The following is a 21,325-nucleotide window of genomic DNA, read 5'->3' as shown; positions in this document are numbered from 1 at the left end:
TGCTTACGCGAGCGCGGCCTTCGCCTTGTCGACGATGGCGGTAAATGCTTCGGGCTCATGAACGGCGAGGTCGGCGAGCACCTTGCGGTCCACTTCGATGCCGGCAACGGACAGGCCGTTGATGAACTTCGAGTAGGTCAGGCTTTCGTCGTTCGCACGCACGGCGGCGTTGATCCGCTGAATCCAGAGCGAGCGGAAGTTGCGCTTGCGCTGCTTGCGGTCGCGAGTTGCGTATTGGTTCGCCTTGTCGACGGCCTGGGTGGCGGTCTTGAAGTTGGTGGAGCGACGGCCGTAGTAGCCTTTCGCTGCCTTGATCACCTTCTTGTGGCGAGCGTGGGTGGTGGTTCCGCCTTTAACGCGAGACATGTCAGTACCTCCTCTTAGCGATCGTAGGGCATCATCGACTTGACGATTTTCGCGTCAGGCGCCGACATGACAGTGGTACCGCGTGCGTTGCGGATGAATTTCTTGTGGCGTTTGATCATGCCGTGGCGTTTGCCGGCCTGACCCGTCAGCACCTTACCGGTGGCCGACACCTTGAACCGCTTTTTGCAGCTCGACTTGGTCTTCATCTTGGGCATTTGCGTCTCCATTCTTTTCAGACGTTACGCGCGACTCGGCATGCCTCTGTCGGCCGGTCCCGCATGGAAATGCGGCGTATAGTGGGGTTGGTCCCGTCTGGCAAGGGGTTTTTGGCGGTTTTCGTCTACCAGTAATGCCCGATCACGGTGATGAACACGCCGGGGATTTCTTCGAGCGTGTAACCCCCTGGTTTCGTCCGAAGCGTCCAGACGATCAGCCCTCCGCCTGCGAGGATCAGAACCGTCGCGATGCGTGGCGACCGGCGCTCGATCCAGGACGACAGCGCCGAAGGGATCGCCAAGGCGAGCACGATGATCCCGATGGACATGTAAAGGTCGTGGGGCATGTGCCCAGTTATTCCGGGTCAGTCGCGAAAATCAAACGTTCCGCACAGGGCGCGATGCGCAGGATGTTCGTGGTGCCGGGCACGTTGAAGGGCACGCCGGCGGTGACGACGATCTGGTCGTCCTCGGTCGCCAGCCCGCTTTCCCGCGCCGCGCGTGCCGCCGAGACCACGGCCATCTTGAAGCGGTCCACCTCGCCGGTCATGTGGCTCTGGATGCCCCACGAAAGGCAGAGCCGCCGCGCGGTGCCCTTGAGCGGCGTGAGCGCGATGATCGGAACCTTGGGCCGTTCCCGCGCCACGAGGAGCGCGGTGGTGCCCGATTGGGTGAAGCAGGAAATGACCTTGATGTCCGTCGCTTCCGCGATTTCGCGGGCCGCCGAGACGATCCCGTCGGCAATCGTCGTGCGCGCGACCTTGCGGGAATTGTCGAGCACTTCGCGGTAGGTCGGATCGCTTTCCACCTCGATCGCGACGGCGTTCATCGTCGCGACCGCCTCACGAGGGTAGTTGCCCGCCGCGGATTCCGCCGACAGCATGACCGCGTCCGCACCTTCATAGATCGCGTTGGCCACGTCCGAGACCTCGGCGCGGGTGGGCACCGGGCTTTCGATCATGGATTCCATCATCTGCGTTGCGACGATCACCGGTTTGGCGGCGCGGCGGCAGGCATGGACGAGACGCTTCTGGATTGGCGGCACGTTCTGCACCGGCAATTCGACGCCCAGATCGCCACGGGCGACCATAATGCCGTCGGAGGCGGCCAGGATCTCGTCGAAGGCGCGCACGGCCGAGGGTTTCTCGATCTTGGCGAGCACGGCGGCGCGGCCCTGTGCCAGCGCGCGCGCCTCTTCCACGTCTTCGGGGCGCTGCACGAAGGAGAGCGCGAGCCAGTCGACGCCGAGCGAACAGGCGAATTCGAGGTCTTCCTTGTCCTTCTCCGACAGGGCGGCAAGTGGCAGCACCGCGTCGGGCACGTTCACGCCTTTCCGGTCCGAGATCGTGCCGCCGACGATCACCTTGCAATTGGCGAAATCATCGCCGTTGTCGACGACCTCGAGCCGCATCTTGCCGTCATTCACGAGAAGCGTGTCGCCGGGGCTGAGCGCATCGAAAATCTCTTTGTGCGGCAGGCAGACGCGGTGGTTTTCGCCCGGCGCCGGGTCGAGATCGAAGCGGAACATATCCCCGTCTTCCAACTCGGCGGAATGGGCCACGAAAGTGCCGCAGCGCAGTTTCGGACCTTGAAGGTCGGCGAGGATCGCGATGGGTCGTCCGAGTTCCTTTTCGACCTTGCGGATCTGGGCGTGCCGTTCGCGGTGATCGTCGTGTGTGCCGTGCGACATGTTCATGCGGAACACGTCGGCCCCGGCTTCGGCGAGCACCTTGATCATCTCGTAGGTCGAGGACGCCGGACCCAACGTGGCGACGATCTTGGTGTTTCGATTACGGCTCATGGGGCGTCGGACCTCGCTGCGGGTGTTTGCGGTAACAGTCGGCTTCTCTCTATCGGTTGCCGATGCGGCAAGCAACGGCATCTGCCGAAAAATCGGGCGCATTCGCCCTCTTTTGCTTTCCCTGTGGCTCGGTTACGCAGGTTTGGCGAAAAACACGACAGGCGCATGACATATCATCCCTACCACATTTTCGGAGAGGCGCGGCCCGGCCGGTGGCTGGTGACCTGCGATCATGCGACGAACACGGTGCCCGATGAGGTGGCAGGCGGCGATCTGGGGGTCGCGGCCGAGGACATGGCCCGTCATATCGCCTTCGATCCCGGCGCGGCGGGGGTGACGGTGGCGCTGGCCGAGATGCTCGACAGCCCGGCGATCTGTTCGAATTTCTCGCGTCTCGTGATCGACCCGAACCGGGGCGAGGACGATCCGACGCTGTTGATGAAGCTCTATGACGGAACGATCGTGCCCGCCAATCGCCACGCCGGTCAGGCCGAGACGGAACGGCGGCTGAACCTGTGCTACCGGCCCTATCATCAGGCGGTGGCGCGTCTGGCCGCGCGACAGGACGATACGATCTACGTCGCGATCCATTCCTATACCCGGCAGCTTCGCGGGCGTGACCCGCGCCCGTGGCATATCGGGATTCTGTATGCCGAGGACGAGCGGTTTTCGCGCCCGCTGATCGAGCGGCTGGCGCGAGAGCGTGACCTCGTGGTGGGTGAGAACGAGCCTTATGGCGGGCATCTGGAAGGCGACAGCGTAGATCGCCACGCGATCCATCACCGCCGCGCGAACGTCTTGATCGAGATCCGCAACGACCTGATCGAAACCGACGCGCAGCAATATGCATGGGCCGAACGGCTCGCCCCGATCCTTGAAGAGGTGCGCATCGCCGCCCAATTGTAATCCAGGAGGACCACACATGGACGACCAGACCCGCATCGAATTGGAAGCCGCCGCGTTTCGCCGTCTCCAGCAGCACCTGATGGAGGACCGTCCCGACGTTCAGAACATCGACATGATGAACCTCGCCGGGTTCTGCCGGAACTGCCTGAGCCGCTGGTATCAGGAGGCCGCGAACGCGCGGGGAATCGATATGACGAAGGAAGAGGGACGCGAAGTATTCTATGGAATGCCTTATGAAGACTGGAAGTCGCAGAACCAGACCGAGGCAAGCCCGGAAAAACAGGCTAAATTCGAAAAATCGTTCAAAGAGAACGTCCTGAAAGACAAGTCGTAGGGATTTATTGTCCCGTTCTCGGCGACAATATTCTCAATTGAGGCGAATTAAGGGCCGGACTTTCGCCTATTAACCAAAAATGCTCGAATAATAACCTATAATCGGCACATTCCCGTGCGAGATTGCGCGTCGCAACAATCAAGTTCGGGGTTTGCCATGCTTGTCGCTTTCATTGCACTTGTCGCCTTGGCGATCGTGGGCCTCGTCCTGAGCGGGCTCTTTTCCAAGGACCTTGACGATTGGGCCGAGGACGGCGAGCCCGAGACCCTGGCACCCGAGGAAGATCGGGCCGGGTTCGAGCCCGTGGGCCTGAAGCCTTCGTTCGGTCAGACCGATCTGATTGTCGAAAAGGGCGATGCCGTCGATGATGGCGATGAAGAAATTGATGAGGACGGCGACGAGGCCGAAGATATTTCGGACTCCGGGACCGTCATCGCCTTGGTGAAGACCCCCAACGAGCCGGATCAGGACAACGAACCAGACACCGCTGAAAGCGAACCTGCCGAGGTGGAGAGTGCCGACGATATCACGCCGCGCCGACCGAAAGTCGATTACCTGTCCGGTGGCGCCGGGGACGAAAACCTTTTCGAGCCGGAAGACGCGCAATCGTCGGATGTTTCGCCTGATGAATCCGAGGATGACGACGACAGGAATATTTTCGGATCTGAGGACGCGACGGCCGATGCCGAAGAGGACGAGGACGAGGACGCCGGCATACAGGCGGCCGCAATCGAGGACGAGGGCGACGCTTTCGACGACCCGGACGATAAGCCCTACGCGGTTGAGGATGAACGCCTCGAAGTGATCGGCGCACATGCGCTGTCGCCCACGGCGTTCAGAATGTACACGATGCAGGACGCCGGGGATGTCGAAGACGCTATCGAAGTGCCCGATCAGGTCGCGGAAGAGACCAAGGCCCAGAGCGAAGACTTGACCGAGGTCGATGAGGTGCTGGCCAGTGCCGCGCCGGTCGAGCCGGTCGAGACGCCCGAAACGGACGATGCGGATTGCCATATCTACGACAGCTACGGCGCGGACGATCCTGTCGTGATCGAGGATTTCGATCCGCGCGCCGAAGCCCTGAACATCATCGCCAAGAACGCCTGCGCCATCGGCCCTGCACGGTCCCACGCCAAGGACCCGGTCGAATACAGTCTGACGGAGAAGGACGGCAACGTGGAAGTGCGCGTCGATGGCGGATTGATCGCAGTGCTCAAGGGCGTGTGCGTGGATGACCTCAAGGTCAGCAGCTACCCGGGCGATCCGGAGGTGGAAAACCCGAACCTGTCGCTGTGCTACGCCGCGGCGGACGTGCAGGAGACGCGGTGGCCGGCGCAGGCCGTCTGATCGCTTGCGCACAGATCATGTTTGGCATCGGGCACTTCTGTTAACATCTGAAATGGTCCATATCTGATCCAACCGAAGATCGGAGTGCGACATGACACGGATGCCAACATATTTCATTTCTCACGGCGGCGGCCCCTGGCCGTGGATCGAGGACATGCGCAAGGGCTTCGCCGCGCTGGAGAAAAGCCTTGCCGCGATGCCCGGAGAGCTGCCCGAAACACCCAGGGCGATCCTGATGATCTCGGGCCATTGGGAGGCGGACGAGGCGCGGGTGATGCACGCCGCCAACCCTCCGATGGTTTACGACTACTTCAACTTTCCGCCGCACACGTATGACGTGGTCTATCCCGCGCCCGGTGCGCCGGACATCGCGGAACGCGCCAAGGCTCTGCTCGAAGAGGCAGGGATCGACGCCACGCTGGACGAGACGCAAGGCTACGATCACGGCACCTTCGTTCCAGCTTATATCATGTACCCGGAAGCCCAAGTGCCGGTGTTCCAGATCTCGCTTCTGAAAGGCTATGACCCGGAGGCGCATTTCGCCATCGGACGTGCGCTCGCCCCGCTCCGGGACGAGGGCGTGCTGATCGTCGGGTCGGGCTTGTCCTATCACAACCTGCGCAACTTCGGCCCGCAGGCGGAAGTGCCGTCGAAGGCGTTCGATGCGTGGCTGAACGACGCGCTGGACCTCGATGCCGGGGCACGGACCGAGGCGCTCATCCACTGGGAGGACGCGCCTTACGCTCGCGTCTGCCATGCGGAAGAAGATCACCTTGTCCCGCTGTTCGCTGCGTTGGGCGCGGCGGAGGACGGCAAGGCGACGCGGGTCTACCACGAAGACGGGATCTTCGGCGGTGTGACCGCATCGAGCTGGCGGTTCGACTAAGCCTCAGCGGCCACCACTTCGCCGAGCCATTCACGAAAACGGCGAACCTTGGGTGTATCCCATGTGTCCGCCCCACCGATCAGACAGCCTCGCCCCATCGGCGAGGCTGTCACCATATCGGGGAAGGGCAATACGAGGGCACCGCTTTCGATCTCGTCCCGGCACAGGGTCAGGTCGGCCATGACCACGCCCGTCCCCATCACGGCTGCGCGTGTCGCCATGTCGAGGTTCGGAAAGGCGTCTCCGGCGGTCGGGTCGAGACCCGGCACGGCAAATGCCGTCTGCCAGTCGGTCCAGTCGCGGTGACTTTCGGATTCATGGAGCAGCGTCTCGCCCGCCATGTCGGACGGCGCCGAGAGCCGCGCGGCGATCGACGGCGTGCAGGCCGGAACGAGCGGAATGTCGAACAGGGGCATCATCGCTGTCGGCGCGGTGCGCGACCAGTTCTCGACCGAAAAGCCGACGTCATACTCGATCGCGTCGAAGCCGTCGCGACCGTGAAAGTCAGTGGTCAGCCGCACCCGAAGATCGGGGTTGCGGGACCGAAAATCATCGAGACGAGGAAGGAGCCAGCGGATCGACATGGCGGGTGGGCAGATGATGCGCAGATCGGCGGCATCCGTGGCGATCCGCGACGTCTCTGCCGCGATCCGGCCAAAGGCATCCGTCAGGACAGATTGAAGCCTGCGCCCTGCTTCCGTCAGCGTGACGCCCTTGGCGTGACGGCTGAACAGCGGTGTGCCGAGGTGATCCTCGAGCAGTTTAACATGGCGGCTGATCGCGCCGCGCGTCACATGAAGTTCGTCTGCGGCACCAATGAAACCTTCGTGGCGTGCGGCAGCCTCGAACGCGCGAAGGGCATTGGGCGGGGGAAGTCTCATGGCACCTCTAGGATCAGAAAACCTGATCCATGATAGGAGAAAGCTTGCTTTGCAGGCAAGCATGATGGGGCCGTAGACTACCAACACGTCAGATTTGTTGGGAAGCCAATCATGATTTCAGCAGCCAGCCGAAGCAATCGCATTGTCCTCCACCCGGTGCCCGCGGCAATTTCGCGGCTCCTGGTGCGAAGACGTGAGGCGCGGTTGGACCGGATCACGCGAGCCGAATTCGAAAGGCTCGCAGCAACCTCGCCCCACCTTCTGGAAGATATCGGTGTCAGGGCAGAATATCGGACGGATCGGGCACAGGCGGCTGGCCTTCGTGCTGAGGCAGACCGTCTGTGATGTCGCAGCAGGCGGATTTCTGGGCCGTGAAGGCGTGGCGGAAGACGTCGAGGCCACGAGTGTCGTCCAGAAGGCCCGCGTGCAGGATCACCATTCCCGCACCCTCGATTTCGACCGGAAGCGGCGAGCCGCAGGTCTTGCAGAAATTACGACGATAGGCCGGCGGCGCGTGCAATATCGGCGCCTCGTAAGATGCGATCTGATCCCGGTCGCCCACCCATTGAAATTTTTCTGACGAGGCGGCGATTTCGGGGGCGAACAGGCCGCCGGTCGCCTTGCGGCAGCGTTCCGCGTGACAGGCCTGCACCCGGCTGACCCAGCCTTCCAGCGAAAAACCGATAGCGCCGCAGAGACAGGTTCCCGTGAGTTTCATAATGCGCTCCCGTCTTGGCTGACGATGACGCGCGCGCCGATCAGCCCTGCCAGTCGAAAGTGGTGCGCCGGTTCGCGGCGCGGCCTTCTTCGGTGTCGTTCGACGCAATCGGCTCGGTTTCGCCGTATCCGATGGCGACCATCTTCTGCGGCGAAATTCCGCGCGCGGCGAGTGCATTGCGCACCGCGTTCGCGCGCGCGACCGAAAGCGCGAAATTCTCGTTCTCGTCACCGTCACTGTCGGTGTGTCCGCCGATGGTCACCCGCATCCCGTAGGCCTGCGTGCAATGAAGCACCAACCCGGCAAGGTCGTTGATCACGGCGAGCGACGGCTTGTCGAGTTCGGCCGAACCGGTGAGAAAGCCGATGCGCCGTTCCTCCTGCAGGTCTTGCGCCCGTTCGGTGCAGACGGCACCGGCGACGTCGAAGTCCGGCTTGACCAGCCAGTGCCCTTCGTGAAGCACTTCGGTCTCTCCCGTCGCGATATTCTGTCGGGTGGTGCCCGGTTCGGCGTCGATCACGGGATCGGTGAAATCGACCGAGATGCGGCCCAGCGCCTCGGACAGGACAGAACCGACCAACGCGATATCGAGGCCCGGAAGAACCTGCGCGGTCGCCTCGGCCACCTGTCCGTCCTCGACTCTGAGCGTGAGCCCGTTCAGATCCGGCAGAACGGCCGAAAGCTCGGTCAGCATGTCGCCAAGACCCTCCATGGCGGCGTCGGTCGTGACGATTTCGCCGGATGGTGCAGGCAGGCCCATGGCAGCCGCGATCCCGTCGGGTCCGAGCGTTTCGGGGATGCTCCCATCGAGGTCGAGGCCCGTCACCGGGTCGTAGCGCAGTTCGAAGGTGACGACGCCCGGATCGTTGACCTCGATCTCGGTCACGGTTTCATAGCCGGACGGCATGTTCGCGAGCGCGGATCGGGCGGCTTCGGCACGTTGTGCGCTGAGCGCGACGCCACTCAACATCGCCTTGGTCGACGTGAGCGCGAAATTTCCGTGGTCGAGCGAGGCGAGCGCGTCGGCACCCGCCGTGAATGCGGCTTCCCACTGGTCCGGTGCGCCGGATGCAAGCGGAAGGTCGGTCGCGCCCACCACGCCGGCCTGTTCGAGCGTTGCGGCGGCGGCAGCGTTCGGGATGAACCCGGACACGTTTAAAGACCCATCGCCAGCCTTGGCAAGCGCGGTGGAATACGGGTCGGCGACGGGAATGACGTCTACGGTGTCGAAATTGATGCCGCGATGGCCTTCGACCTTGTCGAGCGCCGCGACGATGGTCGCGAGTTCTTCCTCCGTGTCGGCAATTCCGGTGAGCGTGATGTCGCGCCCGGAAACGATGGCCTTTATGGAATGGACAGCGCCCCGGGTCGCGGCCTCGGCGGCCACGCGTATCTGGTCTTCGACACCCGGCCCACGCTCCGTGGCACCCCAGAGCGTCAGACCGCCGATGCCCGCGATCATGACGATGCTGCCCAAGATTATCCGCATGGCGTCCCCTTCCACCCGGTCGCTCTAATCACATTCAGGCCCGAATGGTTCGAAAAATGCAAGCAAATATGGGCGGTCAGATGCCAACCTTACGGCTTTCCTCCAGGTAAATCTCCCTCAGGCGGCTTGCGACCGGGCCGACGGACCCCGAACCGATCGGTGCGCCATCGAGTTCGACAACCGGCATGACGAAGGTGGACGCCGAGGTGACGAAGGCTTCGTCGGCCTGTTTCGCCTCGTCGATGGTGAAGCTGCGCTCCTCCACCTTCATCTGCGCTTCCTTGGCGAACCGCAGGACGGCGGCGCGGGTGATGCCGTGCAGAATGTCGGTGGACAATTCACGGGTGATGATCTTGCCGTCCTTGACGATGTAGGCGTTGTTCGATGTGCCTTCGGTCACTTTGCCGTCCTCGACCATCCAGGCATCGTCCGCCCCGGCCCTCTTGGCCATCATCTTGCCCATCGACGGGTAGAGAAGCTGCGTCGTCTTGATGTCCCGGCGGCCCCAACGGATGTCGTCGATGGAGATCACCTTGATCCCGGTCTTCGCCGCAGGATTGTCGGCAAGACCCGGCTTGGACTGGGTGAAGAGCACCAATGTCGGCTTGACCACCTCCGGGTCCGGGAAGGCGAAGTCGCGATCGCCCGCCGAGCCGCGCGTGACCTGAAGATAGATCATGCCCTCGTCGATGGCGTTCTTGGCGACCAGTTCGCGGTGGATGCTCAGAAGGTCGTCGAACGCCTCGGGCTTTTGCATGTCGAGCTCGTTCAGAGACCGTTCCAGCCGCGCGATATGCCCGTCGAAGTCGATGATCTTGCCGCCCAGCACGCTGGTGACTTCGTAAACGCCATCGGCCATGAGAAAGGCCCGGTCGAAGATCGAGACCGTAGCCTCTTCTTCCGGCAGGTATTCTCCGTTCACGTAAACGATGCGGCTCATGGCAGTCTCCTTCTGGCTAGGCGCTTTCATCGGACCAAGTGGCGGCAGCGTCAAGGGTCAGGCGAAGTCATTGGGGGCGAGATGACCCCTGCGCAAGAGATGCTGAAGCGCGCGGGCGGTCGACAGGGCGTCGCCCAATGCGTCATGGGCGGCAAGGTCGTCGTCCGGCAGGCCGAAATGCGCGGCGAGCTTGTCCGAGCGCAATTGGTGAATGTCATCGACCGGTAGGCCCGCGCGCTGAAACAGCTGCGTCGCATTGCCGAACGCGGTCACGGGGAGCGGCGGGTCTATACCTGCCACGTAGCAGGAAATGGCCACGGCGAAATGCTCGTCGTTGCCCCAGGCCCAGATGCGCGCGCCATTCGCGAAATCGCCGAGCGCTTCAAGCGCAGGGGCAAGCCCGACACCTTCTGCCGCGATTCGGGCCTTGTCGATCCCGGTCAGCTTCGTGAACAGCGCGGACGGGGCGAGCACGTTGCCGTCGCGGCCACGCGGGGTCACGATCCGCTCAAAGGTCGCGCCAATCGGACAGTCCTCTTCGAGACCCAGCTTCACTGCGCCGATCTGCACCAGCACCGGGTCCGGGTCGTTCGGGCCGCACCAGAAGCGTTGCGGCGCACCTATGTCGGTCAGAAACTCCACATCCCAGATCACCGTCTCTCGCAGCATACTACCCCCAAAGCTCGGGCGTGGGCGGATGCACGCCCGCCTCGTCGAAGATCAGCGGCGCGGGGCGGTCTTCGGCCAAGAGGAGCGGTCCGTCGAGATCGGTCACCATTGCCCCCTGCGCCACAAGCGTCGCGGGCGCCATGGCGAGCGACGTGCCGACCATGCAGCCAACCATCACGCGGTAGCCTTCGGTGCGGGCGGCATCGCGCAGGCGCAGCGCTTCGGTCAGCCCGCCGGTCTTGTCGAGCTTGATGTTCACCACGTCGTACTTGCCCTTGAGCGCAGCCAGCGTCGACGTGTCATGCGCGCTTTCATCGGCACAGACCGGGACAGGGCGATCCATGCCGATGAGCGCCTCGTCCTCGCCCGCCGGAAGCGGCTGCTCCACGAGGTCGACGCCCAGACGCACCAGATGCGGGGCGAGATCCGCATAGACAGCTGCGCTCCAGCCTTCGTTCGCATCCACGATGATCCGCGATTTGGGCGCGCCACGCCGCACCGCCTCGAGCCGCGTCATATCGTCAGGCGTGCCGAGCTTGATCTTGAGGAGCGGGCGATGGGCGTTCTTCGCAGCGGACGCCTCCATCGCCTCCGGTTCGCCCAGCGACAGCGTGTAAGCCGTGATCTCGGGTCCGGGGACCGCAAGACCCAGAAGCTCCCACACCCGCTTGCCCGCGCGTTTGGCTTCCAGATCCCACAGCGCGCAATCCACGGCGTTGCGCGCCGCGCCTGCGGGCAACAGGTCGAACAGGTCGTCGCGGCGGAAGCGCTCCGGCAGGCCCTCGATCTCGGCGGTGACGCTGGCAAGCGTTTCGCCATAGCGCGCATAGGGAACGCATTCGCCCCACCCCTGGACGCCCGCATCTTCGATCCGCACGGTCAGCACGTCGGCAGATGTCTTGGACCCGCGCGAGATCGTGAAAACCTCGGCAAGCGGAAATGTTTCAGGCGTTACGGTCAGCCGCATGGACCCTCTCTTTCCGGTCGTCAAATATCCCGGGGGTGCGGGGGGCTGGCCCCCCGCCCTGGTCCCGGGCATCAGCACGGGACCACCCTACAGAGCCGCCAGCGCGTCCACCAGTTTGCCCGCGCCGAAACGGTAGGGGTCGGTGGTGGGCAGGCCCATCCGCGCTTCCGTCTCCGCACAATAGGCCCGCGCCTCGTCCTCGGACATGTTCTGCGTGTTGACCGAAATGCCCACCACTTCGCAGGCCGGGTTGGCGACGCGGGCAAGCGGCAGCGCGGTGTCGCGCAGGGTCTCGAGGCTCGGCAGGCTGTAGCCCGGCAGGCCGCGCATATGCTCGCGCGTCGGTTCATGGGCGAGGATCAGGGCGTCGGGCGCGCCGCCATGGATCAGCGCCATGGTCACGCCGGAGTAGGAAACGTGGAACAGGCTCCCCTGCCCCTCGATCAGATCCCAATGGTCGTCATCGTTGTCGGGCGTCAGCCATTCGACCGAGCCGGCCATGAAATCCGCGATCACGGCGTCGAGCGGCACACCGTCGCCGGTAATCAGGATCCCCGTCTGTCCGGTTGCGCGGAAGGTGGCCTTCATGCCGCGCTCGCGCATCTCGGCATCCATCGCCATCGCCGTGTACATCTTGCCGACCGAGCAATCCGTCCCGACCGCAAGGCACCGCTTGCCGCTGCGCTTCTCGCCGTTGGCGATGGGATACTTGACCTCCGGCACGCGCACGTCATGAAGCGCCTGACCGGTCGCTGCGGCCACGGCCACGAGGTCCGGCTCATCGCGCAGGAGGCTGTGCAGGCCGGACGCGAGGTCGAAGCCTTCCTCGAGCGCTGCGACGAGCACCTTCTTCCACGCCTGCGAGATCACGCCGCCCCGGTTGGCCACACCGATCACAAGCGTCTTGGCTCCGGCCGCCTTCGCCTCGGCCAGCGTCATGTCGGTCAGACCGAGATCGGCCTTGCAACCCTCCATGCGGAACTGGCCAACGGCGTTGTCGGGGCGCCAGTCCCGAATACCGATAGCGACCTTGGCGGCGAGCATGTCGGGCGCGTCGCCGAGGAACAGAAGGTATGGGGTCTGAATCATGAGAAGCTCCGCTGGCTGATGTGAGGAGTCTATGCCGCAACTGCGAAAAGAGTTCCCAAAAAGTCATGATTGCTTACTCATCTTTGGGGGTTTCTTGCGCCGAAAAGGCTGTTTGGAGAATCTTCTTGCATGAATTGCGCGTCACGCGTCGAATCTCCGCGCCGAGATGTTGATGTCTCCCCAATCCGCCTCGGCGATCTCGTCACCGCTCAGACCATCGCGCACGAGCCATCCGCCAGGTGTCATGACCAGCGCGACCGGGTGCACCTTGCGCGCGGCCCCCGTGGCGTCGAGCCGGACGATCCGGCGTTCACGCACGGCGCGCGCCAGGGCTTCGCGCTCGGGCACTGTCCCGGCCTGCGCGACGCGGACCGGAAAACGCCTGCGCGCCGCGTCCATCGCTGCGCGCGTCTGGTCGGGAAAGGCCTCCCATATCTTGGCCCGCGCCCGGTCCGCCGCGTCACCGCGCCCGATGGCGGTCAGTGCCGGCGGGGTTGCGGACAGGATAATGCCCATCGCCTCGGCCTCATCCGCGTCCAGCCCGGTCAACCGCGTGCGGTAGTCGAAGCCAAGTTCGATCCCGCCGCGCGGTCCGTGGAATACGATCACCGGCAGCCCGGCTTCGGTCATCGCGTCGACATCCCTGAGAATGGTGCGGCGCGACACCTCCAGCGCATCCGCGAGTGTGGCCGTCGTCATCCGTCCGCGGTTCTGAAGCAGGAGCAGCATGTGAAGCAATCGGGCGGCGCGCATGGGTCCTCGCAGTTATACGACAAAAGATGTCACCTATTGGCCGGTATACATCGCATGAGGGATTCGCCGGGAGTGAAAATGAAACAGGTCAAAGTGACACGAGACATTGCCGCGCCGCCGGAAACCGTTTGGGCCATCCTCACGGATCCCGCGCAACTGGTTGCGTTGGAGACGGGGATCACATCGCTCGAGGGCGAAATCGGCGAAGGATCGACCTTTCGCCTCATGGCGGAGGCCTCGGGCACGCGGGCATTCAAAATCCGTGTCTCCGGCTTCGAACCACCCCGCCGGATGGAATGGTCGAGTGGCGCCAAGCCGATGTTTCACGGGGTCCGTGTCTTCGCGCTGACACCGGTGCCGGGTGGAACCCGGCTTGAGATGACCGAAACGTTCACCGGGCTGATGCTACCGCTGATCTGGCGATCCATGCCGGACCTCACGCCGACGTTCGAGCGGTTTGCGGCAGCCGTCGCGGGGCAAGCGGAAAGGAAAGCAGCATGAGCGTGACCTACGGGACGGGCGAAAAGGATGACCCCTGGCTCCTCAGGACGCCGCCCCTTACATCGGAATTCCAGGCCTGGCGCGATGAAGCCAATGACCCGCCGGCGCTCGTCGTGCAGGTCGGCAAGACGCGGTTGTCCTACCGGCTTTCCGGGATCGAGGACTGCGCCGAAATGCTGCGCGCGCATGGCGATTGGATGCCACTCGGCAACGCCGACGAGGGCAAGCCTGTCAAGCCGGACACTGTGGAGGCGTGGGCGCGCGCCGACGCCAATCCTGTCGGCGGCTATTACGGGCTGCGCAAAGGATACCGTGGGCGATTCGCAAACTACGTCACGCCCGTCATGGAGCTTCTCGGTTTGGTCGAACTCGAACACGGCGCACGCAACAACAGGGTGCGGGCCAAAGCGTGATGCTGCACCTGCGAAATGATGCTTGAACGCGGCCGCGCAATAATCTAACCCAAGAGCCAACGAAAACGAAACGACGTTGCGAGGCTCCATGTCATTCCGTATCCAACCCGCCGCCCCGGCCCGTCCGAACCGCTGCCAGCTTTTCGGCCCCGGCTCCAACACCAAGCTGTTCGAGAAGATGGCCGCCTCCGAGGCGGATGTGATCAACCTCGACCTCGAGGACAGCGTGTCGCCCTCCGACAAGGACGCCGCACGGGCCAACGTGATCGAGGCGATCAACAACGTCGACTGGGGCAAGAAGACGCTTTCCGTGCGCATCAACGGGCTGGACACGCCTTATTGGTATCGCGACGTGATGGACGTGCTGGAACAGACGGGCGAGCGGCTGGACCAGATCATGATCCCAAAGGTCGGCTGCGCGGGCGACATCTATGCAGTGGACGCGCTGGTCACGGCGATCGAAGCGGCCAAGGGGCGCGAGAAGCGGATCGACTTCGAGGTCATCATCGAAAGCGCCGCCGGCATCGCCCATGTCGAGGAAATCGCGGCAGCGTCACCCCGGCTGGTCGCCATGTCGCTGGGGGCGGCTGATTTCGCGGCGTCGATGGGGATGCAGACCACGGGGATCGGTGGCACGCAGGAGAATTACTTCATGCTACACGAGGGCCAGAAGCACTGGTCCGACCCGTGGCACTGGGCGCAGACGGCCATCGTCGCGGCCTGCCGGACCCATGGACTTCTGCCCGTTGACGGACCGTTCGGCGATTTCTCGGACGACGATGGCTACATCGCGCAAGCGCTGCGCTCTGCCACGCTGGGCATGGTTGGCAAATGGGCGATCCACCCGAAACAGATTGCGCTGGCCAACAAGGTGTTCACACCCTCGGACGAAGCGGTGGCCGAAGCCCGTGAAATCCTCGCCGCGATGGAGGACGCCAAGCGCACGGGCGCGGGTGCCACCGTCTACAAGGGTCGGCTGGTGGACATCGCCTCGATCAAACAGGCCGAAGTCATCGTGAAACAATCGGAACTGATCGCCGGATCCTGATTTCATCGTGCCCCAAATATGCAAGACCGCATGACCCCGCCCCGGCGGGGTCATGCTTTTCATGCGCCGCGCCTCTGGCGCGGCTCATTTCGGGATCGGCACCACGGGCTGGCGCAGGATCGTCTTGAGCTTCTCGGGCGCGGTGCGGCCAGGGTTCGAGATGTAAATCTCGTGATGCGGCAGGCCGAAAGTCACCTGCGCCTCCGGCATGATCTCGTCATGCAGCCGGGCGAGTTTCGGGGCTTCTTCCGAATACGGTCCGATGTGGAGCATCTGAAAACAATCGCCTTCATCGATCATGTCGAGCGTGACCTCGTCCCGTCGTGGGCCGGGCTTGGCGGTTGCGCGGGCGGCGTCGAGGTATGCCTGATCCACCCAGTCTGGCATCCGTATGAGCGCCCGCCATTTCCAGGCCGCGCGGTCGCCGGTCGTAAAGACGGTCGGGTCGTCCGCCCACCATTGCGTCGAAACCGGCGGAACCGTGAAATCACGTCCCTCGCCCTTGGACCGGAACTTGATCGCATAGGCCAACGGGTAGAGCGCCTGCATCGCTTCGGCATATCCCGGACCTTCGGGCGCACCTTCGCCGGTGATCGCGAGATAGGGGATGGGCGGGAGCGTGACGCGGTGCCAGTCCTTGTGCGTCGTGTAATACGTCTTGTCGGTTTTCTTGAGTTCCAGCTTGGTCATCGCCGTTTCCTTTCATGCCAGGTCAGCGCCGCGCGGATCATCGGGGTGAGCGCGGCGGGGTCGACCTCGTCCGCGTCATCGAACAGGATCGCGCGGTTCTTTTCGGTGCGAAACGCCCCATGCGTCGCGTCGCGGAAATCCGGGATCAACGTCGTGCGGCAATGGGCAAAGAGGGCGAACCGGCCACCGTCGCGCGGCAGGCCGAGCCGGAGCGTCGTGCCTTGCGGGGCGAGATAGGCGGGCTGTCCCCAACGGGTTTCCTCCGAGACCTCGACCCCGGCGCTCTGCGCGACCTCGAAGATCAGCGCGCGGAGCCGATCGAGGCCCGCGCGCGCGTCAGGGGGTGCTTCATCGAATAGAGCGCGGACCTCGGGTTTCATCGCGGTCATTTCAAAGGCACGCCGATGAGGGTGACGAGATCCTCGGGCGCCGTGTCCATCGGGTTGTTCACGTAAAGCTCGAAGGGCGGTTCCTCGCGCGGCATTTCGCCCGATACGCCGAGCCATTCGCCGAAGAGATACCGATAGGCTTCTGAAAGACCCGCATAAGGCCCCGTGTAGGTCAGAATCGCGTGTTTGCCGCCCTTGATCCGCACCTCTTCGAGCGGCGGGGCGATCTCGGCTGTCTCGTCGAGCTCGAACCCGGCGGCGGCGCGCAGCTCATCGGGCGGAACGTTCTCGGGGTCGTCGAAATAGAGCCCCAGCATCGCGCCAAGATGCGGCCCCATGCCCCGCGCCATCACGGTGGACCCCGCCTTGTCGAAGGCCGCGCCGATGTTCAGGTATGGCCCCCGGTGCTCGATCACCGCGAGGCGGCGGTCGGGCTGGTCTTCGATTTTCACGTCATACATCTGTTTTTCTCCCGATGATCCAAGACGCAAGGGCGGGACCGTTTTGGCATGTTCGCGAAACTCGGACGGGGTGCGCCCAAAGGCATCGCGAAAGGCGCGCGAAAAGCTGCGGGTGTTGTCGTAGCCCATATGCGCCGCGATTTCGGCCACCGGCGCATCCGTAGTGACCAGTTCCAGACCGGCACGGTGCAAGCGCACCCGGCGGATGAAATAGGCGAGCGTTTCGCCAGTCACCGCCGTAAACACCCGGTGGAAGTGAAAACGCGACAGCGCCGCCACATCCGCCAGCGTGTCGAGCGACAGATCGCCGTCGAGGTTGTCATAGACATAGTCCAGCACCCTCAGCAGCCGTTTTTCATAATCGTTCGCCATCCGGCCCTCCTTGCCCGATCTTGGTCGCACAGGCGCAGGTCACAAATCTTGCCGAGTTGCATTCGGCCCCCGCCCGCCATTATATCGGCTCAAACAGCCGCGGGGCATCTCAATGACCAACTATCTCGACTTCGAAAAGCCGCTTGCCGAAATCGAAGGCAAGGCCGAGGAACTGCGCGCGATGGCGCGGGCCAATGAAGAGGTCGATATGGAAGGCGAGGCCAAGGCGCTCGACGCCAAGGCCGAGAAGATGCTCAAGGACATGTATTCGAGCCTCACGCCCTGGCGGAAATGTCAGGTCGCGCGGCATCCTGATCGCCCGCATTGCAAGGATTACATCGAGGCGCTGTTCACCGAATACACGCCGCTTGCCGGTGACCGGAACTTTGCCGACGATCACGCCGTGATGGGCGGGCTGGCGCGTCTGGCGGATACGCCCGTGATGGTGATCGGGCATGAGAAGGGCCATGACACGAAAAGCCGGATCGACCGGAACTTCGGCATGGCGCGGCCCGAAGGGTACCGCAAGGCGGTGCGCCTGATGCAGATGGCGGATCGCTTCGGGCTTCCCGTCATTTCGCTGGTCGATACCGCCGGGGCCTATCCCGGCAAGGGTGCCGAGGAACGCGGGCAATCCGAGGCCATTGCCCGGTCCACACAAGCCTGCCTCAACCTCGGGGTGCCGTTGGTCAGCGTCATCATCGGTGAGGGTGGGTCCGGCGGCGCCGTTGCCTTCGCCACCGGCAACACCGTGATGATGCTGGAGCATTCGATCTACTCGGTGATCAGCCCGGAAGGCTGCGCGTCGATCCTGTGGAAAGACGCCGAGAAGATGCGCGAAGCGGCCGAGGCGCTGCGTCTGACCGCGCAGGACCTGAAGGCGCTGGGTGTGATCGACCGCATCATTCAGGAGCCGGTCGGCGGCGCGCATCGTGGCAAGGACAAGACCATCGCAGCCGTCGGTGTTGCCATCGAAGCCGAGATCAAGGCGTTGGCCGCGAAAAAGCCCGCGGCCCTCGTCAAGGCCCGCCGCCAGAAATATCTCGACCTGGGGTCCAAGGGCCTCGCCGCCTGACGCGGGCCGCCGCTACCACATCGTCTTGTCGGCCCGTTCCGACCACTCCGCGTCATAGGCCGCGCCGTCGAACGCGCCGTTCGTCACGTCCTTGAGCATGTCGCCTATGGTCGGCAAACCGTCCGACCGGTCGCCGGACGTCCAGAGACCGGAGCGCATGATCGCGCGGGCGCATTGCGGATAGACCTCGGCAATGGTGACGACGATCACGCTTTTGGGCGGCTTGTCGTGCTGCGCGAACGAGGCGCACAGGTCTTGATCGGCCGTCACGATCGCGCGCCCGTTCACCCGCATGACATTTCCCGACCCCGGCACGAAGAACATGAGCGACACGCGCCCGTCGCGCACGATATTGCGCAGCGTGTCGAGCCGCTTGTTTCCCCGCCAGTCAGGCAGCGCGATGGTCCCAGCGTCGAGCACCCGCACAACGGGGCCATCGTCCCCGCGCGGGCTGCCATCCGTGCCTTCCGGCCCGACCGTCGAAATGACGCAGAAGCGCGACGCCATGATCCATGCGTGATACGCGCGCGTCAGCCGGTCCGTGACCTTCTCGACAGCCGCTCCCCCGGGTTTCTCAACATAGAGCGCCTCCAGCGCCTCTATCGTGTCAATCGCCTTCATAGCTGTCCGGGTCGAACCCAGCCTCCCGCATGAGCCTGTTGGAGTTCTCCTCCACAGCTTCCTCGATATGCTCCATGAAGTCGTTGATCGGCAGCCCCGGTTCGACCGCCGGGAGGAATTCGAGCACTGCAAGCCCCGGTTTGCGCATCAGCCCGTGACGCGGCCAGAACACGCCCACATTCGTCGCCGCCGGGATGCAACGTTGGCCGCTTTCGGTGTAGAGCACACCGGACCCGATCTTGTATGGTTTCTTCGCCCCAGCCGCGACGCGGGTGCCTTGTGGAAAGATGATAAGCTGACCGGGCCGGGCCGCCCCCGACGCCACGTCCTCGATCATCTTTTTGACCGCCGCCCCGCGCTTGCCCCGATCCACAGGGATGCACCCGATGGCCTTGGCGAAATAACCGAGCACCGGGGCATAGACGAGCTGCTTCTTCATGATGAACTTGGGGCGCGGCACGGCCGAGACGATCAGGATGATGTCGAAGAAACTCTGATGTTTCGAGCAGATCAGCACTTCGTCCGTCGGCACCTCGCCCCGGATTTCCGAACGCAGGCCGATGACCCAGCGGGCGAGAAAGCGCACGACCATCGTGTAATGACCGACCGCGGTATAGGCCATGTCGCGGTTGAACAGGGTCAGAAAGAAATAGACGACGCCCATGAGCCCCATCGCGGCATACATCAGGAAGATGAACACCAGCGAACGGATGAGTTGGATCGCTTGCATCAGGTCAGCTCACGAAGTGTGGTGTTGGCCGCCTGTCGCGTGGCGAGAAAGGCCACGATCGCGGCCAGCGGAGGGATGAGGAGCGGCAGGAGCCAGTGCCAGCCGCGAAACCCCAGACCGGTGAGGAACCCGCCCCCGACATCCGCCGAAGGCAGGAGCAGGATCGCGAGAAGTCCGGCCAACATGCCGATCGCGGCCCCTGCAAAGGCTCTCAGGGTGAAGCGGCGCACGAAAGCGCCGGCGATGTAGCGGTCCCGCGCGCCGACGAGGCGCAGGACATGGATCACCTGATCGTTGGCGGCGAGTGCGGCATTGGCGGCCAGCGTGATCATCGCCGCCGTTGTCAGCGCGATGAGCGCGATGGAGACGCCACCCAGGAGCCTGAGCCGCCCCGCCGCACGCACCAGTGGCTCACGCCAACGGGAATGGTCGTCGAGGATCGCACCGGGCGCTTCGCCGGCAAGCCGTTGGCGCAGGCCCTCGGGGTCGAACCCGTCGCCGTCCTCGATGATTTCGATCAGGCGCGGGATGGGAAGGGTTTCGACCGGCAGATCCGGGCCGAACCACGGTTCGAGAAGCGCGCGCTGTTCGTCATCGGTCAGAACGCGCGCGTCCGCCACGCCGGGGGTCGTCTGCAGGATTTCCATGACCGCGAGCACTTGTTGGTCCACCTGGCCTTCGGGCGCCGCGACCCGGATCGTGGCACTTTGGGCAAGCGCATCGGACCATTGCTCGGCCAGCCGCCCGGTGGCGAGCGACAGGGCCAGCGCGAAGACGGCGAGGAACGCCATCGCGCCAGAGGCGAACACGGTAAGGCGGGCGGTGAACCCGGTCGGCGGCACGACGCGGTCCGCCTGCGTATCGACGGAAAGAAGTGCCAGGATCGGGGCTAGGAAACGGTTCACAGATCGGCCCCCGCAAGCTGCACACGGTGATCCGAAATTCTGAGCACACGGGCCTGAACCTGCGCCTTCGCGGCGCGGATCAGGTTCATGTCGTGGGTCGCGATCAGCACCGTCTTGCCCATGCGATTGAGTTCGATGAGCAGTTTCAGAAGCCGCTGCGACATATCCCAGTCGACGTTCCCGGTTGGCTCGTCCGCCAGGATCACCTCGGGCGACATGATGACGGCGCGGGCCAGCGCCGCGCGTTGACGCTCGCCACCGGACAATTCCGGCGGGCGCGCCTCGACCTGCCCCGTCAGCCCGACCCATCCCAGAAGGTCGCCAAGATCCTGCATCTCGGTCGCGCGGCCCGACACGGTGAGGGGAAGAGCCACGTTTTCGGCCAGCGTCAGGTGGTCGAGGAATTGCACGTCCTGATGCACGACGCCGACCTTCCTCCGGGTCTCGGCGATGTCGTCACGGCTCATCTGGCGCACATCCTGATCGAACAGCACGGCGCGGCCCTGCGTCGGAACGAGCGCGCCGTAGCAAAGCTTGATCAAGGTCGTCTTGCCCGCTCCGGACGGGCCTGTGAGGAAATGGAACGACCCCGGCGCAAGCTTCAGATTGATGTCTGACAGGAGCGGGCCGGTGCCGCCGTATCCGTAAGAGACTTCTTCGAACTCGATCACGCTTCTGCCCCGCCAATCCTCGCGACAGTTTTGCCTCACGCCGGAGATTGTTGCAATCTCGGGATTGCAAAGGTTTGATTTTGCCCGT

The 21,325-nt window shown here is 63.9% G+C and carries 27 protein-coding genes; 8 read left to right on the top strand and 19 right to left on the bottom strand.

Annotation, left to right across the window (positions count from 1 at the left end; genetic code table 11):
* Positions 1–3: 3 nt before the first annotated feature.
* From rplT to pyk, 4 genes are all read right to left on the bottom strand, one after another.
* Complete coding sequence (gene rplT / locus KJP28_RS00735) at positions 4–366, bottom strand: 50S ribosomal protein L20 (RefSeq protein ID WP_218390319.1); 363 nt, start codon at positions 364–366, stop codon at positions 4–6.
* Between the two features lie 14 nt (positions 367–380).
* Positions 381–581 (bottom strand): 50S ribosomal protein L35, encoded by a 201-nt coding sequence (gene rpmI / locus KJP28_RS00730; RefSeq protein WP_218390318.1) that lies wholly within the window; start codon positions 579–581, stop codon positions 381–383.
* Between the two features lie 125 nt (positions 582–706).
* Positions 707–928, bottom strand: coding sequence for a hypothetical protein (locus tag KJP28_RS00725; protein WP_255552136.1), 222 nt, complete (start codon positions 926–928; stop codon positions 707–709).
* Positions 929–936: 8 nt separating this feature from the next.
* The gene (pyk, locus tag KJP28_RS00720; protein ID WP_218390317.1) at positions 937–2,382 is read right to left on the bottom strand and encodes a pyruvate kinase; all 1,446 of its coding nucleotides are present in this window, start codon (positions 2,380–2,382) and stop codon (positions 937–939) included.
* 165 nt (positions 2,383–2,547) lie between these two features.
* On the opposite strand from pyk, the gene KJP28_RS00715 reads away from it, so the two are divergent.
* The 4 genes from KJP28_RS00715 to KJP28_RS00700 all read left to right on the top strand — a co-directional run bounded on the left by KJP28_RS00715 (position 2,548) and on the right by KJP28_RS00700 (position 5,855).
* Positions 2,548–3,288 carry an N-formylglutamate amidohydrolase gene (locus KJP28_RS00715; RefSeq protein ID WP_218390316.1) on the top strand — a complete coding sequence of 247 codons (741 nt, stop codon included), beginning with the start codon at positions 2,548–2,550 and terminating at the stop codon, positions 3,286–3,288.
* A 16-nt stretch (positions 3,289–3,304) separates the two neighbouring features.
* On the top strand, positions 3,305–3,622 hold the full coding sequence (locus KJP28_RS00710) for a DUF1244 domain-containing protein (protein ID WP_218390315.1): 318 nt from the start codon (positions 3,305–3,307) through the stop codon (positions 3,620–3,622).
* 156 nt (positions 3,623–3,778) lie between these two features.
* Complete coding sequence (locus KJP28_RS00705; protein ID WP_218390314.1) at positions 3,779–4,969, top strand: hypothetical protein; 1,191 nt, start codon at positions 3,779–3,781, stop codon at positions 4,967–4,969.
* A gap of 91 nt (positions 4,970–5,060) precedes the next feature.
* On the top strand, positions 5,061–5,855 hold the full coding sequence (locus tag KJP28_RS00700; protein ID WP_218390313.1) for a DODA-type extradiol aromatic ring-opening family dioxygenase: 795 nt from the start codon (positions 5,061–5,063) through the stop codon (positions 5,853–5,855).
* On the opposite strand, the gene KJP28_RS00695 is transcribed toward KJP28_RS00700, so the two are convergent.
* From KJP28_RS00695 to KJP28_RS00660, 8 genes are all read right to left on the bottom strand, one after another.
* Entirely contained in the window at positions 5,852–6,736 is an 885-nt protein-coding gene (locus KJP28_RS00695; RefSeq protein ID WP_218390312.1) for a LysR substrate-binding domain-containing protein, read from the bottom strand. The two genes, KJP28_RS00700 and KJP28_RS00695, sit on opposite strands and share 4 nt — an antisense overlap.
* A 277-nt stretch (positions 6,737–7,013) precedes the next feature.
* Complete coding sequence (locus KJP28_RS00690) at positions 7,014–7,454, bottom strand: GFA family protein (protein ID WP_218390311.1); 441 nt, start codon at positions 7,452–7,454, stop codon at positions 7,014–7,016.
* Between the two features lie 40 nt (positions 7,455–7,494).
* Positions 7,495–8,943 carry an OmpA family protein gene (locus tag KJP28_RS00685; RefSeq protein ID WP_218390310.1) on the bottom strand — a complete coding sequence of 483 codons (1,449 nt, stop codon included), beginning with the start codon at positions 8,941–8,943 and terminating at the stop codon, positions 7,495–7,497.
* A 76-nt stretch (positions 8,944–9,019) separates the two neighbouring features.
* On the bottom strand, positions 9,020–9,883 hold the full coding sequence (locus KJP28_RS00680; protein ID WP_218390309.1) for a D-amino-acid transaminase: 864 nt from the start codon (positions 9,881–9,883) through the stop codon (positions 9,020–9,022).
* 57 nt (positions 9,884–9,940) lie between these two features.
* Complete coding sequence (locus KJP28_RS00675; protein WP_255552135.1) at positions 9,941–10,552, bottom strand: exonuclease; 612 nt, start codon at positions 10,550–10,552, stop codon at positions 9,941–9,943.
* Position 10,553: 1 nt separating this feature from the next.
* Entirely contained in the window at positions 10,554–11,519 is a 966-nt protein-coding gene (gene dgcA / locus KJP28_RS00670) for an N-acetyl-D-Glu racemase DgcA (RefSeq protein WP_218390308.1), read from the bottom strand.
* 87 nt (positions 11,520–11,606) lie between these two features.
* Positions 11,607–12,608, bottom strand: a complete 1,002-nt coding sequence (dgcN, locus tag KJP28_RS00665; protein WP_218390307.1) for an N-acetyltransferase DgcN — start codon at positions 12,606–12,608, stop codon at positions 11,607–11,609.
* Between the two features lie 141 nt (positions 12,609–12,749).
* On the bottom strand, positions 12,750–13,361 hold the full coding sequence (locus tag KJP28_RS00660; protein ID WP_218390306.1) for a helix-turn-helix transcriptional regulator: 612 nt from the start codon (positions 13,359–13,361) through the stop codon (positions 12,750–12,752).
* A 78-nt stretch (positions 13,362–13,439) separates the two neighbouring features.
* Here KJP28_RS00660 and KJP28_RS00655 point away from each other — a divergent pair, with 78 nt between their 5' ends.
* The 3 genes from KJP28_RS00655 to KJP28_RS00645 all read left to right on the top strand — a co-directional run bounded on the left by KJP28_RS00655 (position 13,440) and on the right by KJP28_RS00645 (position 15,323).
* Positions 13,440–13,862 carry an SRPBCC family protein gene (locus tag KJP28_RS00655; protein WP_218390305.1) on the top strand — a complete coding sequence of 141 codons (423 nt, stop codon included), beginning with the start codon at positions 13,440–13,442 and terminating at the stop codon, positions 13,860–13,862.
* Positions 13,859–14,275, top strand: coding sequence for a DUF6855 family protein (locus tag KJP28_RS00650; protein WP_218390304.1), 417 nt, complete (start codon positions 13,859–13,861; stop codon positions 14,273–14,275). The genes KJP28_RS00655 and KJP28_RS00650 overlap by 4 nt, the downstream gene beginning before the upstream one ends.
* Before the next feature lie 88 nt (positions 14,276–14,363).
* Positions 14,364–15,323, top strand: a complete 960-nt coding sequence (locus KJP28_RS00645; RefSeq protein WP_218390303.1) for an L-malyl-CoA/beta-methylmalyl-CoA lyase — start codon at positions 14,364–14,366, stop codon at positions 15,321–15,323.
* A gap of 84 nt (positions 15,324–15,407) precedes the next feature.
* On the opposite strand, the gene KJP28_RS00640 is transcribed toward KJP28_RS00645, so the two are convergent.
* From KJP28_RS00640 to KJP28_RS00630, 3 genes are read right to left on the bottom strand one after another with little or no spacing between them, the layout of a single operon-like run.
* Positions 15,408–16,013, bottom strand: coding sequence for a GyrI-like domain-containing protein (locus tag KJP28_RS00640; RefSeq protein ID WP_218390302.1), 606 nt, complete (start codon positions 16,011–16,013; stop codon positions 15,408–15,410).
* Positions 16,010–16,402 (bottom strand): DUF1801 domain-containing protein, encoded by a 393-nt coding sequence (locus tag KJP28_RS00635; RefSeq protein WP_218390301.1) that lies wholly within the window; start codon positions 16,400–16,402, stop codon positions 16,010–16,012. Before KJP28_RS00635 ends, KJP28_RS00640 begins: the two co-directional genes overlap by 4 nt.
* Positions 16,399–17,235, bottom strand: a complete 837-nt coding sequence (locus tag KJP28_RS00630) for an AraC family transcriptional regulator (RefSeq protein ID WP_218390300.1) — start codon at positions 17,233–17,235, stop codon at positions 16,399–16,401. The genes KJP28_RS00635 and KJP28_RS00630 overlap by 4 nt, the downstream gene beginning before the upstream one ends.
* Positions 17,236–17,347: 112 nt before the next feature.
* Between KJP28_RS00630 and KJP28_RS00625 the strand changes: the two genes are divergently transcribed.
* Complete coding sequence (locus tag KJP28_RS00625) at positions 17,348–18,310, top strand: acetyl-CoA carboxylase carboxyltransferase subunit alpha (protein ID WP_218390299.1); 963 nt, start codon at positions 17,348–17,350, stop codon at positions 18,308–18,310.
* 12 nt (positions 18,311–18,322) lie between these two features.
* Here the strand turns inward: KJP28_RS00625 and KJP28_RS00620 are convergent, their stop codons facing one another.
* Genes KJP28_RS00620 through KJP28_RS00605 form a run of 4 tightly spaced genes read right to left on the bottom strand, consistent with a single transcriptional unit; the run spans position 18,323 to position 21,237 of the window.
* Positions 18,323–18,931: a pyridoxamine 5'-phosphate oxidase family protein gene (locus KJP28_RS00620; protein WP_218390298.1), complete on the bottom strand. Its 609-nt coding sequence runs from the start codon at positions 18,929–18,931 to the stop codon at positions 18,323–18,325.
* Positions 18,918–19,661, bottom strand: coding sequence for a lysophospholipid acyltransferase family protein (locus KJP28_RS00615; protein ID WP_218390297.1), 744 nt, complete (start codon positions 19,659–19,661; stop codon positions 18,918–18,920). Before KJP28_RS00615 ends, KJP28_RS00620 begins: the two co-directional genes overlap by 14 nt.
* Entirely contained in the window at positions 19,661–20,566 is a 906-nt protein-coding gene (locus tag KJP28_RS00610) for a cell division protein FtsX (protein ID WP_218390296.1), read from the bottom strand. Before KJP28_RS00610 ends, KJP28_RS00615 begins: the two co-directional genes overlap by 1 nt.
* Entirely contained in the window at positions 20,563–21,237 is a 675-nt protein-coding gene (locus tag KJP28_RS00605; protein ID WP_218390295.1) for a cell division ATP-binding protein FtsE, read from the bottom strand. Before KJP28_RS00605 ends, KJP28_RS00610 begins: the two co-directional genes overlap by 4 nt.
* Between the last annotated feature and the right edge of the window lie 88 nt (positions 21,238–21,325).

The sequence above is a fragment of the Maritimibacter dapengensis genome, assembly GCF_019218265.1.
Lineage (GTDB): Bacteria > Pseudomonadota > Alphaproteobacteria > Rhodobacterales > Rhodobacteraceae > Maritimibacter > Maritimibacter dapengensis.
Note: the sequence above shows the minus strand (reverse complement) of the source record. Positions and strands in the feature narration are given on the sequence as shown.